The sequence below is a fragment of the Halobacteriovorax marinus SJ genome (assembly GCF_000210915.2).
GTDB classification, from domain to species: Bacteria; Bdellovibrionota; Bacteriovoracia; order Bacteriovoracales; family Bacteriovoracaceae; genus Halobacteriovorax; species Halobacteriovorax marinus.
The window spans coordinates 1,852,754-1,869,868 of sequence record NC_016620.1 but is presented as its reverse complement, the minus strand read 5'-3'; the positions used below and the strand labels follow the sequence as shown (position 1 = coordinate 1,869,868).

The 17,115-nt window shown below is 37.7% G+C and carries 16 protein-coding genes; 5 read left to right on the top strand and 11 right to left on the bottom strand.

All coding sequences use genetic code 11. The annotated features are described in order from the left end of the window. Positions 1–2: 2 nt before the first annotated feature. The 11 genes from BMS_RS08875 to thrS form a co-directional block, all read right to left on the bottom strand. Positions 3–797 (bottom strand): exonuclease/endonuclease/phosphatase family protein, encoded by a 795-nt coding sequence (locus tag BMS_RS08875; RefSeq protein WP_044557451.1) that lies wholly within the window; start codon positions 795–797, stop codon positions 3–5. A 155-nt stretch (positions 798–952) separates the two neighbouring features. Continuing rightward, on the bottom strand, positions 953–1,201 hold the full coding sequence (locus BMS_RS08870; protein ID WP_014244476.1) for a 2Fe-2S iron-sulfur cluster-binding protein: 249 nt from the start codon (positions 1,199–1,201) through the stop codon (positions 953–955). Next, on the bottom strand, positions 1,189–2,442 hold the full coding sequence (locus BMS_RS08865; protein ID WP_044557450.1) for a hypothetical protein: 1,254 nt from the start codon (positions 2,440–2,442) through the stop codon (positions 1,189–1,191). The genes BMS_RS08870 and BMS_RS08865 overlap by 13 nt, the downstream gene beginning before the upstream one ends. Continuing rightward, positions 2,435–2,800 carry a hypothetical protein gene (locus tag BMS_RS08860; protein WP_014244474.1) on the bottom strand — a complete coding sequence of 122 codons (366 nt, stop codon included), beginning with the start codon at positions 2,798–2,800 and terminating at the stop codon, positions 2,435–2,437. Before BMS_RS08860 ends, BMS_RS08865 begins: the two co-directional genes overlap by 8 nt. Before the next feature lie 236 nt (positions 2,801–3,036). Beyond that, on the bottom strand, positions 3,037–3,654 hold the full coding sequence (locus BMS_RS08855; RefSeq protein WP_014244473.1) for a 3-oxoacid CoA-transferase subunit B: 618 nt from the start codon (positions 3,652–3,654) through the stop codon (positions 3,037–3,039). Further along, positions 3,651–4,346: a CoA transferase subunit A gene (locus BMS_RS08850; RefSeq protein WP_014244472.1), complete on the bottom strand. Its 696-nt coding sequence runs from the start codon at positions 4,344–4,346 to the stop codon at positions 3,651–3,653. Before BMS_RS08850 ends, BMS_RS08855 begins: the two co-directional genes overlap by 4 nt. Further along, on the bottom strand, positions 4,339–5,529 hold the full coding sequence (locus tag BMS_RS08845; protein WP_014244471.1) for an aminotransferase class III-fold pyridoxal phosphate-dependent enzyme: 1,191 nt from the start codon (positions 5,527–5,529) through the stop codon (positions 4,339–4,341). Before BMS_RS08845 ends, BMS_RS08850 begins: the two co-directional genes overlap by 8 nt. Before the next feature lie 6 nt (positions 5,530–5,535). Further along, positions 5,536–6,642 (bottom strand): C45 family autoproteolytic acyltransferase/hydolase, encoded by a 1,107-nt coding sequence (locus tag BMS_RS08840; RefSeq protein ID WP_014244470.1) that lies wholly within the window; start codon positions 6,640–6,642, stop codon positions 5,536–5,538. Between the two features lie 3 nt (positions 6,643–6,645). Continuing rightward, complete coding sequence (locus BMS_RS08835) at positions 6,646–9,699, bottom strand: aminotransferase class III-fold pyridoxal phosphate-dependent enzyme (RefSeq protein ID WP_014244469.1); 3,054 nt, start codon at positions 9,697–9,699, stop codon at positions 6,646–6,648. A 22-nt stretch (positions 9,700–9,721) separates the two neighbouring features. Then, the gene (locus BMS_RS08830; protein ID WP_014244468.1) at positions 9,722–10,711 is read right to left on the bottom strand and encodes a D-alanine--D-alanine ligase; all 990 of its coding nucleotides are present in this window, start codon (positions 10,709–10,711) and stop codon (positions 9,722–9,724) included. Next, positions 10,711–12,465 carry a threonine--tRNA ligase gene (gene thrS, locus BMS_RS08825; RefSeq protein WP_014244467.1) on the bottom strand — a complete coding sequence of 585 codons (1,755 nt, stop codon included), beginning with the start codon at positions 12,463–12,465 and terminating at the stop codon, positions 10,711–10,713. The genes BMS_RS08830 and thrS overlap by 1 nt, the downstream gene beginning before the upstream one ends. 227 nt (positions 12,466–12,692) lie before the next feature. Here thrS and BMS_RS08820 point away from each other — a divergent pair, with 227 nt between their 5' ends. The 5 genes from BMS_RS08820 to nusA all read left to right on the top strand — a co-directional run bounded on the left by BMS_RS08820 (position 12,693) and on the right by nusA (position 17,092). Next, positions 12,693–13,967, top strand: a complete 1,275-nt coding sequence (locus tag BMS_RS08820) for a winged helix-turn-helix domain-containing protein (protein WP_044557449.1) — start codon at positions 12,693–12,695, stop codon at positions 13,965–13,967. Positions 13,968–13,975: 8 nt separating this feature from the next. Then, positions 13,976–14,521: a hypothetical protein gene (locus BMS_RS08815; protein ID WP_014244465.1), complete on the top strand. Its 546-nt coding sequence runs from the start codon at positions 13,976–13,978 to the stop codon at positions 14,519–14,521. Next, a complete protein-coding gene (locus BMS_RS16920; protein ID WP_014244464.1) occupies positions 14,518–14,961 on the top strand; it encodes a GNAT family N-acetyltransferase in 444 nt (147 codons plus the stop codon). The genes BMS_RS08815 and BMS_RS16920 overlap by 4 nt, the downstream gene beginning before the upstream one ends. Before the next feature lie 178 nt (positions 14,962–15,139). Then, a complete protein-coding gene (locus BMS_RS08805; protein ID WP_014244463.1) occupies positions 15,140–15,658 on the top strand; it encodes a ribosome maturation factor RimP in 519 nt (172 codons plus the stop codon). A gap of 30 nt (positions 15,659–15,688) precedes the next feature. After that, complete coding sequence (gene nusA, locus BMS_RS08800; protein ID WP_014244462.1) at positions 15,689–17,092, top strand: transcription termination factor NusA; 1,404 nt, start codon at positions 15,689–15,691, stop codon at positions 17,090–17,092. The last annotated feature ends 23 nt before the right edge of the window (positions 17,093–17,115 follow it).

The following is a 17,115-nucleotide window of genomic DNA, read 5'->3' as shown; positions in this document are numbered from 1 at the left end:
TCCTATCTAAGTTCTGCCCTGATGGGGCAATGGTCACTAACACTATTATAACTCTGTCCCAATTCCTGAAGTGAGGCTATTTGACAGGTATTCTGCGCGCAGTGCTCGGTATTTGTAAAATCTATTCTATTAAAATTACCTACTAACTCTTTAGTCACTAAAATATGATCTAAGAGACTAGGGTAATAGAGGCCATCGTTAATACCTCCCCACCAGTAGCTACTGCAATCAATTTCACTAGAGGACGCAATAAGTTTAGCGTCTCTTATAAATTTATGAAAGTAGTTTCCTTCACTGTGGAAGTATTGTGTTGTATTGAAGTCGCCCATAATGACGTAGGCGTTCTTTGGGGAGAGTTGAGACTTAAGATACTTTAATTGAGTGTCTCTAAATTGAATATCCTTTGAGTTGGAGCCTGCTTTTAGATGTACTAGGTAGACCCAAAAAATTTTCTTACTTGTAAAGTCTTTAAGGTTAATCTTTAAAAGAGGTCGAACACCAGAGTTACAACTATTCTTACCCGTAATAGCGAGATCTTCTTCAGTTCTTATATGTTGAAACTTTTTCTTGTTATAAACAAAACTTAGCTTTTGATTACCATAACCACCGCATTTAGATGTGATAACGTCATGGTCTTTAAAATTAGAGTGAATGAAGTTTTTGAAAAAGCCAGTATCCACAATTTCTTGAAAGCCATTGAGGTCAGAAATATTCTTTGAGAGAATTTTCTTTAATACGATTGGGTCAGTTGAGTAAGGAGAATTCACTTCTAAGTTTCGAATATTGAAACTTGTCATAGTCATTGCTCCCGCAAAATCCACGAGAATAAAGCTCAGAAATAGAATTCTTAATAAGTAATAAATGAATACATCCTTGTATTTAAATATTGTAATAACTTGTCACACACTATGCCAAGGTTAAATTATAATTTTTTAGGACATGTTTTAGGGCTTTAGAGGTAGCTTATTCTTATAATTGGCGATTCCCACTTTGTAATATCTTTTACAAGCTTAAAACAACTGAGAATATTATCGTTGATTACACATTTCTTACAGACGCCTTCGCCCATACAGGAGCTGGCGATTGGAATTTTGTGATCTTGCAAGAGTTCTAGAATTGTTTTGGAAAGATCGTCTTCATGAAGTGATATTTCTTTAATGACCTTCTTGGAGGCCTCTCCATAGATAACTACAGTAAGCATGATCTATAGCTTGGAATTCTATCATCTATAAGTAAGGTCTTCTGATTATGTTTTTGATAGTGAATCCAAACATTTCCTAGATTTGATTTATGATAGATAGGAAAGCTGGTGTTTAAAAATGTTTGGGTCTGCGCTTCACTAGATCTATCTGACTCGTAAATCATCCTCTCAGGATTTAATAGGAAAAGATATCTTGGAAATTCTAATATTGTCAGAACTTCATCTACAGATGAGGCATGGGCCAAGTTGTATTCAATCATATTAAAGAGATGCTGTCCGCTATCTCTTCCCTTTGTTGAGATGAGAGAGAAATTTGAGTTTTTCGTCTTTATAAAGCAAACGGCATTCTGTTCTCCTAGTTCACTTGGAGTAAATGAATAGGAGTTGTGGTAGTTTTTTTGGATATCTGGAACTTGAGCACTTATTCCTAGGAAAGTACTCCCTTTATATGAGATTGAAAACGGATGTGAGTTCACGCCTTCTGTTTGATTAATGAGGTAGACCGCATTCTGATAGATTCTCATATCAAAATTACAATTGGCCACTTTGTCTTTATCAATTTGATACGAGAAGAGATGTGTATTTGCAGAGTTTTTCTTATAGGCTGCTTGGCTAACTAAAGGCCAAATTTTAAAAGTTCTTAGGCCCTCACCTGTTCGAAGTACTTGATCACCTTTAAAATAAAATTTCTCAAGTGAGCTATTCTTTGAAAGAGGTGCTCTATTTTCAGAGAGAAATAAAGAGAGTTCATGATCGACAGAAGTTTGGTAGGGAAGTATGTCATCTACGATACGAGATAAATATTGTAATGATCTCTTGGAGCGGTATCTCTTTAAGAGATCCTTTAGAGAGTTAAATAGAAGGTTAGGGTCTTTATTTATTTTTAAATTATAATTTATATAAAAAGGACTCGTCTTATCAGTATCTACAAATTGCAGTGAAGAACCTGGAGAGACTTTATTGGGCCTTATATAGATTTGAATAATGGCCCACATGACAAATATGTCGATTGCCTTTAAGTTATGCTTCTTAGCAGCGATCTCTAACCTATCTTTAAATAGTCCTTGGTTAGCACTTGAGGCAGTAGTTAATATAAGTTCGTCTTTCTTTATAGGACAAATTAACTTGGTGAGATCTTTCTTAAAAACAATCTCTTCGTCAGGTTGATCAAGCTTGATAAAAACTCCACAACTTGTGAGAAGAGAAAGCAGAATAGATAGGAGAGTAACTTTCTTAATCATTGATATGGTAAAGTCCATCAATAACTTCTTGGTCCATTTCTGGAATCGGCTCAAGTGAGTGTTCAGATAACTCTGCATCTTCGAAGTTAAGTGCTGCTGAGGACTTTCTAAGAGACTTTGCAATAATAATTATCCACATACCGGATTGGGTAGAGTTTGCATTAGACTGAGTCTTTATGTCTATTATTTGAAATCCACGATTAATAAAAGAGTAGAAGATCTTATCAAATTCTTTCTCACGGTAACCGACCTTTCTAGTCGGAGGAGAAGGGACATAGAATGTAAATGATTGTATTTTGTAGTGACCCGGAAAGAGAAACTCTCTAATTGAATGATATAACTTTTGTATTGGGCCCATAGTGACACTACTTATTTAAACTTTATTTCTTATTTATAGAATAGTCTCAAATCTATTTTTGTCAATATAGTTAGCTCTTTATTGAAACTCTTTGGAAAGAATTGCCTAGAAAAGTTTTTTCTTATTTTTTTTCAAAAACAGGTTATACTTTATTTGTAAATGACAGGAAGTCAATTACGTAAGAGGCAGGAAGCCGAAAGAAGGGGGCACTTTGCAGGGGCCCCCTTTTTTATTTCTTATGAATAAATCTCTGCTTTCAAATCTTCTTTTAAAACACCATCGGCCAATTTAATAATTTCAAACTTCTTACCATTTGGTTTAAATATTCCGTGGTCAGTAACTACGATATCTACTACTTCTAATCCTGTTAGTGGCAGTGAACACTCTTCTACTAACTTAGTCTCGCCGTCTTTATTAAAATGAGTCATCATAATAATGACACACTTTGATCCATTGACTAAATCCATCGCTCCGCCCATACCAGTGACTTTCTTTCCCGGAATCATCCAATTTGCAAGAGATTTTCTTGCATCGACTTCCATTCCACCAAGTACACAATAGTCTATGTGGCCACCGCGAATCATTCCAAAACTCATTGAACTATCAAAGAAGCTTGCAGATTTATTTATAGAAATAGTTTCTTTTCCAGCATTAATAAGTGTAGGTGAGACTTCATTCTTCTTAGGCCTCCCCTTTACTCCTAGGACTCCATTTTCTGAATGGATCATAATATCTAAGCTTTCAGGTATTTGTTCCGCAATAAGAGTAGGAAGACCTATTCCTAAATTTACAGATGAGCCTTGTTTAAAAAGTCCTATAACTTCTTTGGCCATTTCTTCTTTTGTCCAGCTCATTGTTCGTCCTCAGTTTTTAAAAATTCGATATCATTCTTATAATCTCTTCCTTGAAAGATTCTCTGTACAAAAATACCTGGTAAGTGGATATCTTCTGCGGGAATATCTCCTAATTCAACTAACTCTTCTACTTCAACTATTGTTGTCTTTGCTGCCATGGCCATAAGAGGGGAGAAGTTCCTTGCAGTCTCTTTAAACCACAGGTTTCCGTACTTATCACCTTTTTGAGCTTTTATAATGGCAAAGTCAGCATGTAGCGCAGTCTCTAAAATACATGGTCTATCAAATTCTTTGGTTTCTTTACCTTCTGCTACTAAAGTTCCATAACCAGTTGGAGTATAAAAGGCTCGAATGCCTAGCCCTGCCGCCCTAATCCTTTCACTAAAGGTACCTTGAGGGACAAGTTCAACTTCTACAGTTCCTGCGAGCATTTGTTTTTCTAGATCGGGGTTTCCACCAACATATGAGCAATATGCTTTTGTGATCTTATTTTGGATTAAGATCTTTACAAGTCCTCTGCCTGAATTTCCAATATTATTAGATATTAGAGTTAAATCTTTGATATCTAATTTAGTGAGCGCATCAATACAATTCTCTGCAATACCACAGAGACCAAAACCGCCACTCATAATGCGTGCACCACTGTGAATATCCTTACAAGCATCATCGGCGTTTAGATATACTTTACTCATGACTATCTTCCTTTAGGAGTCCTTCGATTCTTTTTAATAATTTCTTTAAAATGCTTGGCCTCATTGTAAATGGAGGAGCAATGATTATTCTCTGTCCAACAAGGGCAACCAGGATATCTTCATCAATAAATCTTTGAAAAGGAATATTCTTTTTAAGATCTATTGCCATGAGGGTACCAATGACTCTGACCTCATTAACGACTCCTATCAATTCAAACTTTTCTTTATAAGTCTCTAGACCATGAGAAAGCTCTTTAATCTGTTCTTTAAGTTGAGTTGTTTTTAAAGAGTCAATAACACTTTCCATTGCACTAAGCCCGAGAGGGTGCGCGTAATTAGTTAAACCACAGGAGAGTGTATTAGACTTATAGTAACTAGCAATTTCCTTAGATGTCCAAACGGCACCGAAGGGAATATATCCACCTGTTATGATTTTTGCCATACAGATAAAATCCGGCTTAATAGGTAAGTGATGAAACCCAAATGGTTTTCCAGTTCTTCCAAAGCCGCACACCACTTCATCTAAAATTATAAAGAAGCCATATTTCTTTTTAAGCTTAGCGAGTCCTCTCCACCACGATAGCGGGGCCGAGATAACTCCATTGCCTCCAATGAACGTTTCCAGACAAATGGCGGCGATTTTTTGCGCTCCAATTTTTTCTATTAATTGTGCAAGCTTCTCTGCGTTTGGATCAACTTGTGGGTCAGGAATTCTCTTTGTCCACTTTGATAGTGATTTATGATCTTTTGTTCGCCAATCTCCTGTAACACTCAAGGCCCCGAGACTTGCACCGTGGTATGAATTCTTTCTCGCAAGAATAATTTCCTTACCTGAGATTTGTCTCGCCATCTTTAGGGCATTTTCTATACTCTCAGCTCCCGAGACAGTGTAGAAAATTTTCCCAGGAATATTGAGGTATTCAATTAATTTCTGGGTGGCCCTTTGCTTTAATTCAAATACGCCCTTAGGAGATGAGATAGGTAGTGAGTTGAGTTGTGATTGAATGGCCTTTTTTATGGGACTAAAGCTATGCCCAAAGGCCGCTTGATAACTCGTTGAAGAGAGATCATAGAGTTTTCTACCCTCTGTAGTTAAATAATAGCAGTCTCTAGATTTTTCAATCTCAATTCTTAGGGCCTTCAATTGGGCCGTCCAAGTGAAGTAAAATGGATGATCGCTCATATGGCCTCAATTCTTTAGAAGTGAGAATGATTTATTTTCACTATCTAGTTTATAGCTATATTCTTTATAGCTTGGATCATATTCGGGGCAACCTCTCCAGAAGTTGATCTCACCGCTTATTAAATTTGCAATACCACCACCACAAGTCTGTGAAGGGTCCTTACTATTTCCGTTGTCGTAATGAGAACAAATGGACTTAGGCATACCCTCATGACTCTGTAGCAATTGCTTTAACTCTTGCATGGAGTGGGTATTTTTCACACTTTGCTCTAGTATTTCGTAGCGAGCGTGGGTTGTAGCACTAACAAATTCCTTACTTTCTAATTTTGATACATTCTCACCTAGGCAGTGATTGGTATGAAAAGAGTAACCTTCTTCCCCATCACCGTGGGCATGGATTAAGTCTTTGTGAGTAGGCGTAATTTCCCAGTGCTCGGCACCCTTTGGTGTTGAGATAAGGTAGTTGTGGCCCGAGGTTACAGGTGCATTTAAGAGTGTATCTCTCATCTGTGATATATTCACAGACTCTAAGCTCTGGCGAACAAGTGCCGGCCATATAAGTCCTACTGCGGCCTTATTTGTATTTATATTATTCACTCCGATAAGACAGCTCTGGGTATTTATTCCCATAAGCCCGACACAACCAACTACTGAGAGTATAAGAGATGCACTATTTTCCTCTGTTGCTGGGACATCAATGAGACAGAGATAATTCTTTGCACTTGCGTGCATATCCCACGTTTGTCCACTGAGTATAGAATGGCTATTTTGAATTTGTACTGTTGAGCACCCTTGATCTACGAGAGAAATATCTCTAAAGTCAGTATAGTTATTGAGTATTACGATATCGGTTAGAGAGAGGCCACTGCCTTTAGCAATACCTTCTATTTCGTTCGCGCTATTGGGGCAATACTTTAAAGTACTTTCAAACTGAGCGCTAGCAAGAGGGAGTAATTCTCCTGCTAGAGATGGATTTCTCTTTAACATCAATTCTCTACGAATCTCAACAAGCTCTCTGATTGCAGTTCTATGTTCTTCTGCGTGTTGAATTCCCCACTCAAAATTACTCTTTCCTTCTTCGTAGCGAATGATAGGGAAGTTACAGTCTTGCATTCATTACTCCTTGCCTAGGAATTCTCTCATGGCACTAAAGCTTGGAATCACTAAATAGCGATCTCCAACTTTCTTGAAGTATCTTGCAAGAGAGAGTGAAATATTTCCTTTAAAGTGACCGCATCCATTTTCAAGTTCCATTTCTGTGATCTCAAAATTTGAAAGGGCCTCTAATAATTTATTTGTAAACTCTAGACGAATTTCGGTAAATTTCTCAAAATCAGAGTGAACAATTTCTAGTGCTTGGTGGAAGTTTGAAAGTGCAAATTCATCACCATCCCACGTACTAATGAGCATAAGAGGTTTGGCCAGAAAGTTCTCTTCTTTCATGTAGCAAAGTCCCGACTGTCCACCTAGAAAACACATGGCCGCATCAGGAGTAATCCCCTCTATATTGGAACAAAGGAAGTTCTCTTTATCATAGCGGTAAAAACTTGCAGCAGTTTCATTAAAGATAACTTTTGTTCCATACTTGGAAGCTAATCCAATTATCTTGGTTAATGTTTCACGCTCTATTCTCTCCATTGTTTGAGACCCAATAGGCTCAAGCCAAATGGCCATAGTCTTCTTTTCTTTTAACACTCTCTCTAAATCTTGCAGAACATTTTGTTCGTTTGAAGCATTAGGATGGTCGAGATGAGTGACATCAAAGAATTTATCTTCACTATTACTAAGTGATCTGGAAAGAAAAGAGCCGCTACCAAAGTAGTGTCCCTTAAAGGTAATCATGTGATTTGTTTTCTCTTCTTGATTGTACCAGATACTCTTTGCTAGCTTATCAACACACTCAGATTGGCCTGAAGTCGTATAGAGGTGCTGTAAACTCTCTGGAAGATATTTTTTAATAGAGTCTAGGTGATCTAAGAATCTCGGAGAGACAAAATTTGAGAGACAGACCTTGTTAACTAAGTATGGTAATTGTTCACTTAAGTTCTCTGCTGTTAAGTCTAAATTTGAAAGAGGAGAGTTAATAGCATCACTCAAACTAAGTTGATCAGTTTTAAACTTCGTTGCACTTGTGTAATAGAGAACATTTCGATACTTCTCAAAGTCAGGGTAGTCCTCTCGCATATACATGATCTCATGCGCTCCAAGAGATAAGTTAATACTTAGCATACTTGCTGCCATTCGATCTCTATTTCTTCCGTTAATAAGCTCTATTCCATCGTTTAGTGCAAAAGCGCTCAGGGCATACTTTACAAATCTTCCAACACCCTTTCCTTGTAGCTCTTTACCTACTGTGGAGTCGACCATGTAGAGAGCATTTGGGTTGTTAAAGTCAGGATCATTTCTCACGCCTCTTTCAAACGGATTGAGAGAAAGGGGAGAGCTAAAGCTCATGGCCAGTAACTTATCACCTTGAATGATACCTACTGCCTGACCTTTTTCGCTAGTAGCACAGTATTCAAACTTTTCAATTTCAGTTTGTCTCGTAGGCTCATAGATATCCAACTGCATTTGATGGATCTTATCCTTCCATTTTGAAAAGTTCTCTTTGTCTATTCTAATGATTTTATGACCAGTAGACTTTTCAAAGAGTGAGTAGATTTTTTCTTGAAACATTTCATTGTCAAGTTTCTCTCCAGTTAAGACTTTCAATTTTGTGAGTAGGAGAAGTTCCTGCCATTCATAAATCGACGCGAGATTTCTATCTCTAGTTTCAATTTCTTTAATAGGCTTTGGACCTTCGTTATTTAAGATCTCACCGGCCATTTGATCAAGTCTTTCAAAGAGAAACTCAATATCTCCCTTTGTGAAACTTGTATTAAGTCTAAAGCGAAGTGTCTTGGCCCCTGCTGGATAGTAGAGAAGGCCGTGATCAAATCTTCTATTGATAAACTCTGTCGTTATCTCTGCACTAGGAAGCTCAAAAGCAAAGGCCATTCCATTGACTCTAGGTCTAGTGATCTTTCCTTCAAACTTTTTACATAAATCATCTAAGAGAACTCGAGCTGACTTTTCAAGGTTGTGTATGAGATCTTGTGACTGATCTAGTGCTACAGCATGAAGATAGCCTCTAATGACAGAAGATACTTGTAGCTCTTCTTTTTTAGTTTCTTCGTTATGTGAGAGAACTAATCCAACTTGAGCTTTCTTGGCGCAAACTACATAGTCGGGATAGAGTTCTTTGTCTTGGTCATCTCTTAAGTTAAATTCTTTATGCCAAAAGAATTCTTTTCCAAGGTGAAAGCCTGTTTGAACTTCATCAAAGATAACAGGAATACCAAAGGATCTTGCCATGAGAATGAGGGCTTCGTTAAAACGCCCACTACTGTAGCGGTCACCACCCTCACATTGCATTGGCTCAATGAGAATAGCGAAGATTTCTTTTGTCTTTATTTTTTCTCTAACTTCTAAGAGAGAGTTAATTTCTTTTTCAATCTGTGAATCTTTATTCCAATCTTTAGGGATTTCAAGTTCGAGCGCACAGCTGCTGGCCCAAAAGCTTCTCCAGTCCTTAGGTGCACTTTGGTGAATTAGGTCAGTTTCTAACTCAGGAAATGTGCAGTAGATTGTTTCATGACCTGGCCATTCAAAGGGTTCACGCTTTACTTTGTTCCACGTACTAGAGAGTGTGATCATCATTCTGCCATGAAAACTTCCCTCAAAGGCGAGAACTTTATTGGCGTTCTTATTCACCCTTTTTTTATAACAGTATCCAAGGGCAATTTCGTTAGCCTCAGCACCTGAGTTACAAATTGTTAAATCTAGTTTTGGCCAATTCGTTTTTCTCTTAAGAGTTTCAGTTAAGGCCTTTCTTATGGAGTGGAACTCTTTTGAATTTGAATCATTTGTCCAGCTAGATAGGTAGTGGGCAGCTCCAAAGAAAACAGAGGGGGAGAAGCCAAGGCCTAGTGTCGCAATTTGCGAAGCCGCGTCCATTAGATATTTAGTTTCATCGTTATGATCAGTTATCGCTAGAAATGGTCCAGTTGATTTCTTTAGATCAGTTAAGTAATTTTTCTTTTCTGGTGGAATGAGGTTATTTGCGTAGGAGTTGGCAAGTCTTGCCTTAGAGTGTTCTTCTGTTTCTTTACCAATAATTGGAAGCTTCATTTTAATCCGCCTTTTTTAAGTCTTATGTGGATTCCTCTATAATTTTTCTTAGATATTCTGAGAATTTTACTCCATGATTTTCCATCATTTTTGGAAACATAGAGATTGATGTCATACCTGGGAAAGTATTGATCTCGTTAAGATATACTTTGCCCTCTTCTGTAAGAAAGAAGTCTATGCGCGATAAGTGTCTAAGCTTTAGACCTTTGAAAGCCTTGAGCGAATAGGATTTAATATCATTGATTTGCTCTGCTGATAGACCTTTGGCATTAACCTCTGTTTTAGTAGCGCTGTCATTTGAGTATTTTTGATCGTAGTCGTAAAAACCATCTGGGCAAATAATTTCACCAGGGGCCGTTATGACGACTTCATTATTATATTCGAAAGCACTTACTTCGAGTTCTCTGGCCTTTAGAGTTCTTTCGATTAAAACATACTCAGAGAACTTAAAGGCAGAGAGAATTGTACTCTCTAAATCCTCAAGACTAGTTACATGGTAACAGCCAACAGAGGAGCCCTGACTTGCAGCTTTAATATAAACGTCTTTATTTGCGTTGAAGAATTCTTCTGCAGCAGAAATACTTTCTCTCGATTCATCGCTTAGATAAATATAGGGGGTATTGGGAACCTTCAGAGCATCGAGCCACAATTTAGTGCTCACTTTATTAAAGCACGTTTGGCTAGGCTCTGGAGAGCAACCCAAATAGGGAAGACCCATTAATTCAAATATTGATTGAATGACTCCATTCTCTCCCGGAGGACCGTGAATACAAGGAATGGCAAAGTCTAATTTATGGGTTTGATCACTACTTGGGTAATAGAGTTCACCCGCTTTTCTAAGTTCGCACAATTGGCCATGATGATCGACTCGGTCGCCATTGGCCTTGATTTCAACTTTAAAGACATTGTAGAGATTAACTTTCTCTAATTCGTCGTAGATATAATTGGCAGAGCGTAGTGAGACTTCGTGTTCACTACCGCCGCCTCCGCATAAGAGCAGAATATTCTTCATTAACTTTGTCTCAATTTTGCAGGTATAAATTCTGCATCAAGTTCACTGAAGAGCTTCTTCAATTCTTCAATCGTTAATGATTCAGTTTTCTTTTCGCCGTGCTTTCTCAAAGAGACGCTATTATTTTCCATCTCTCTGTCGCCAATAACGATCATGAATGGCGCCTTAGACTTTTGAATTTGTCTCGTCTTATAGCCCATCGATTCATTTCTATCGTCTACTTTTACTCTAAGACCCATAGCAAATAATTCACTTTGAAGTTTATTTGCAAAGTCTAGGTGGAATTCATTATTTACTGGCACGATTACGGCCTGTTCTGGAGCGAGCCAGAATGGGAATACGCCAGCAACGTGTTCAAGATAGACACCAAAGAATCTCTCTAGTGATCCGAGAAGGGCCCTGTGAATAACAACAGGTCTCTCGTCATTTCCTTGCGCATTTGTATAGCTTAGGCCAAATCTCTCAGGAAGTTGAAAGTCTAATTGTATCGTTCCAAGCTGATAATATCTTCCAAGGGCGTCAGCAATTTCTACGTCAATCTTTGGCCCGTAGAATGCTCCGTCGCCTTCTTTAATAAAGTATTCATGACCACTCTTTTTAAGTGCTTCTTCTAGTGCGTTTTCGGCCTTATCCCAAGTGGCATCGTCACCAGACTTCTTCTCTGGTCTTGTAGAGAGATTAACTTTTATACCAGTAAATCCAAAGTGCTCGTAACAGATGAAGAACATCTCCATAAGCTTTGTGATCTCATCTTGAATTCCGTCCATGTCGATAAAGATATGGGCATCATCTTGGCAGAAAGTTCTCACTCTCGTTAAACCAGTTACGGCACCGGCCTTTTCATAGCGGTGTAACCTTCCAAAGTCAGCATATCTCATAGGTAAATCTCTATAAGAGTACTTATAGTGTTTGAACATGAGCATATGGCACGGACAATTCATTGGTTTAACGGCATATTCTCTTTCATCAATTCTAGAGAAGTACATATTTTCTTTGTAGTGTTCGTAGTGTCCACTTGTGTGCCAGAGATCGGAGTCGAGGATCTGTGGAGTGATGACTTCTTGATAATCATACTTTCTGTAGATTTCTCTCATGAACTCAATAAGTCTATTGTAGACAAACGCTCCCTTTGGCATGAAAAATGGTGAAGCTGGAGCAACAGAGTTGAAGTGAAAGAGCTCTAAGTCTTTACCAAGTTTTCTATGATCTCTTTTCTTTGCCTCTTCTAAAAAGTTTAAGTGCGCCTTTAATTGCTTCTTATCGTTAAAGCACGCGGCATATACTCTTTGAAGCATTTTATTATTCTCATCTCCGCGCCAATAGGCTCCAGCAATATTTAAAAGCTTAAAGAACTTTGGTAGTTGACCAGTGCTCTCAACGTGTGGACCACGGCAAAGGTCAATAAACTCACCTTGTTGGTAACAAGAAATTTCAGCATCATCTTCAAAACTATTGATGAGGTCTTGTTTTAATTCGTCATTTTTGTCCTTAAAAAAGTCTAGGGCCTCTGTTCTGGACATGACCTTTCTCTCAATAGAGAGATTCTCTTTAATAAGATTCTGCATTTCTGCTTCAATTTTCTCAAGGTCCTCATCTACTAGACGGTGATCCATGTCCACATCATAGTAGAATCCGTGCTCGATCACTGGTCCAATACCAAATTGAATATGGGTATCTGGGAACACTCTAGAGATGGCCTGGGCCATAAGGTGTGCAGTTGAGTGTCTAATAGTATCGAGGTCAAATTTGGCCATGAGTTAAAGCTCCGAAATTACTTCAAAATAGTGTTTTATAATAATTTCACACTTTACCAACGACAATTCCATTAATCAATGAGTTAGAGCTAGAAAAATTACATGTTTTTCGAGTCTTTTTTGACTTATGGCGCTATAGCGTGATATGAACTTGCAAGCTCACTTCTTAAGTGCTTGAATAGGCTGCGCAATTTACCAAGGTGATAACCATTTTCGGGGAATAAACTATGATGAACGAGAACTTAGAGATGAATTCAAGGCAACAAGAAGCCGATACATCCATCGCATTCTACGAGTTCAATGACCAATTTATACCGACAGATGACTCTCTTTCTAAGAGGGAGATTGGTAGATCATTTTATCAGCTAGGTAAACTACATTACGATAAATCTGATTTAGATGCCGCTGAAGAAAACTTTTTAAAGTCTCTAAAGTGCGCAGAGAGACCGAGAGATATCTTTTCCATTTTTAAAATTCTTGGTTTCTTAATTAGAATCTCTTCTGAGAAGCTAGACGACGAAAAGGCCACTGCCTATATTGCTCACGCTGAAGAGCTAGTAGACGATCTTACTAAAGTTCTTGGCAGTTTAAATGCTGAGTACTTCTACAATGTTGGGATCGTAAAAAATTATAGTGGAAAGTTTCAAGAAGCCTATGACAACTTTCAATTCGCATACAAGAAATCTAAAGAAGAAAATGAACCTGATATCCTTGCTAAAACTCTCTTAGCTCTTTCAAATAATTGCTATAATAGAAAAGACTATAAAGGTGCGCTTGATTATCTAAGCCAACTTAATCAACTTCTTGCTATTATTAAGAAAGATTACTTGAGTGGAGCGATGTATCTCTTCTCGGCCAAGGTTTATTTAGAGGTCGAAGATTTTGAAAACTCTCTAAAATTCTTTAAGTTGGCCAACGAAACTCTTCAGACTAAGAAGTGTTGGAACTTATTTGGTTATATTCTCCTTGGAAAAGGAAATGTTTATAAGAATATGGGTGACTTCGATAGAGCGCTTGAGTACTTCAATCTTGCAAGTGAATCGATCGATCCGAATGTATTCAAAAGATTATCTAATCTTCTTAAAAGTGAAATCGAAGAAGTTAATGATTCAAGTGTAGATCTATATCTCGATAGAAATAATAGAAAGATTAAAGAGAGATCACTTGGTTCAATTGACTTTAAGCATAGATTTGTTCTTCTTGAGATACTCTTCTTACTTGCTAAGAACCCAGGTGAGTACTTTGATAAGGAACAGCTTGCAAAGTCAATATGGAAAGATGAATATAATCCACTTATCCATGACAAACTTATTTATACAAGTGTTTCTAGACTAAGAAAGCTAATTGAGCCAAAAGCTGCTAAAGGGGAGAAGCGCAAGTATATCATCCGTGGAAAAGACGGTTATACTTTCAATCCAAGTGCAAAAATTAGATTCCACATGGAGACTAAAAACGTTGACGATAAAACTATTGCTAACGTTGAGTTGAGTTCTCCTGTATAATAGACTTCATGAAGTTTATTATAATATTTCTTATGACAATCTTTGGGCCAATTTCGTTGGCCCAAAATATTTCTGACACAGCAATTTTTAAAATTGAAGAGCAGATCTTCTATCTCAGTGATGTTAATAAGTTCTTGCGCCCGCTGGAAGTTTTTCGCTGTATAGGAGAGAAGAGTTACTTGGTTAGAAGTATCGAATTATCTAAGAAAGATTATGAAAGTATTTCTCCTTTTGTTGGTGACTATAAAGTTCTAACTAGAAGACAAGAGCAACTGCAAAAACTACTTCTACTGAATAAGGTTCTAATGTACTCGGCATCAATAAATGTAGAAGTTACTGAAAGTGAACTAGATGCTATTGGGCTTAAGAAGTGCAATAAGTCTGGTGAGCTAAGTACTGTTTTAAAGCTCTTTATCCGCAGTGAATTTCTTTTAAGGGATAGGTTTCTCAGACAAAGAACTCCTGTGGCCCTCGATGCTCACCTCCTTGAGAAGATTCGTATCTTCTATTCAGGTGTAAATCGAAGACTTTCCTCTCAAATTTACTTCCTATGATTATTAAGGGACAAAAACTTAGCGAAGTTGACCACAAGACACTTGAGAACCTCAAGGCTCTTGACCGTGCACAATTCCCCTTTCCTTGGAGTGAGAAGAGTTGGGAGCAGGCCCAACTCGTTGATGAGTATATTGTCTTTTATAATGTAGATGTAACTTGTTTTTGTTTGTTTTTAATGAGTCCACTAGAGAAGCTCGCCCATCTATTAAAAATAACTGTTTCACAGAGTGATAGGGGAAAGGGCCTTGGAAAAGAGTTATTGCGCTCTGCGTTTGTGCAGTTTAGGGTTCAGGGATTTGAGCGATCAATATTGGAAGTTGAGACTCTCAATGCGCCGGCGATAGCCCTTTATGAGAGGTGTGGCTTCAAGAAAATTCATTTGCACAAAAAGTTCTATTCAAATGGTGCAGATGCCCATATAATGGAAATATACTTATAAGATTTTCAATATTTGCCAAATGTTTTGAAACTTGATATTAAGTATTTAGATTACAATTGATATTGAAAATGATCTCGATTGCTAATCTATGGTTTCTAATTTTTTATTGAAACTAGGGAAGATTTAATCTTCCCTTTTTTATTGCTACAAATTTAAGTAGCTATATTTAGTAGGTTAAATGGTTTTAAAAGCTGAAAGCACAGGCGTTGAAAAGAAGTTCTACGAGCTATGTTCAAGACTTTGTGAAGAATTAGGTTTAGAGATTTACGATCTAGACTACTTGAAAGGTTCGCATACTTTGCGAGTCTTTATTATGAATCCTGAGACTAAGACTGCTGTTCTTGAAGAATGTTCTAAGCTCGATAGGGCGTTAACTCCCTATATAGAGGAAGAAGAGTGGATGCCTAGTGAACTCACTCTCGAAGTATCTTCTCCAGGGATGTTTAGGCACTTAAGCAAGATCGAACATTTTGAAATGTCACTTGAAGAGGATATTCAATTTACGATTCGTGCTCGTCTTACTCAAGATCTATTCCCTGGGATTCCAAAGTCCCTACAGGGAGAGAGAAAGATTCTTGGGAAGCTTTTAAAAGTGACTGAAGAAACAATTACGGTTTTAAGCCATGATTATGAATTAACTTTAAAATACGAAGATATAAAAAAAGCAAATTTAGAGCCCGAGCTTAATCTCGAATAGGTTTAGGGCCAACTCAAAGGAAGGTAAAAAATGTTTTCTGAACTAGGTAGGGTAATTGAAACTCTCGGTAAAGAAAGAGGGATTGAAAAAGATATCGTTGTAAAAGCGGTAGAACAAGCTTTCTTAGTAACTGCTAGAAAAAAGTACGGAATTCAAGGTGAGTACGAAACTAGATATAATGATGGTGATGATGATATTGAAATCTACCAATATAAGAACGTTGTAGATGAAGTAAGAGATCCAATTGTTGAGATCACGCTTGCTGATGCAAAAGAACTAGATGAAGAAGTTGAGATTGGTGATCAGATTGGTATCAAGATTGAAAACCCTAACTTCTCTAGAGTTGATGTTCAAACTGCTCGTCAAATTATCTTCCAAAAAGTTAGAGACGCTGAAAGAGAGATTCTCTTTGCTGAATTTAAGCATAAAGAAGGTGAGCTTGTTACGGGTATCGCTAGAAGATACGAGAGAGGGAATATTGTAGTTGACCTTGGTAAGGCCGATGCAGTTCTTTCTAGAAGAGAAGTTATCCCTGGTGAGAACTTCAAGCCTGGTGATAGAATTCAGGCCTTCTTAACTGAAGTTGTTATGACGAATAGAGGACCTGAGATCCGTTTATCAAGAACATCTCCGCTCTTTCTTGTTAAATTATTTGAACTTGAAGTTCCAGAAATTCAAGATGGAACAATTGAAATTAAGTCAGCAGCTAGAGAGCCTGGTCAAAGAGCTAAGATTGCTGTGACTTCAGTTGATAAAGATATTGACCCAGTTGGTGCTTGTGTTGGTATGAAGGGTTCTAGAGTTCAAAACGTTGTTAATGAGTTACAGGGTGAGAAAATTGATATTGTTAAGTGGGCCGATGATGTAGATACATTTGCTAGAGCTGCACTTGCACCATCTGAGATCACTAATATTCAAATTGATCACGAAGACCATACGATGGATGTTGTTGTTGAAGAAGATCAGCTTTCACTCGCTATTGGTAGAAGAGGTCAAAACGTTAGACTGGCAGCTATGTTAAGTGGATATAAGATTAATATCATATCTAAAACTAAGCTTCAGGAAAGAATTCAGAAGTCTGTTGCGAACCTTGTTCAAATTTCTTCAATCACTGATACATTGGCCCAGGTTATGGTTCAAAATGGTATTCAGGCGATTGGTGATATTGCTGCGGCAGATGCCACTGAGTTAGCAGAGCTACTTGAAGTAGATGCTGAACAAGCAACTGGAATTATCAATGATACTATCGCTGCTATCGACGCTGGTAATATTCAGCTTCAAGCTGACGAGGAAGAAGAGCTGGTTTCAGCTTCTGCAGTTCCTGCGTATCATGGAATTATTAATAAAGAACAATCTGATGATGAATCACAAGATAAGTTCTCTGATGCTGAAAGAAGACTCCGTGAAGAGTTAGCAGCATTTAAACTTAAGTAAGAAGAATTTGGATAGGGAGTCCA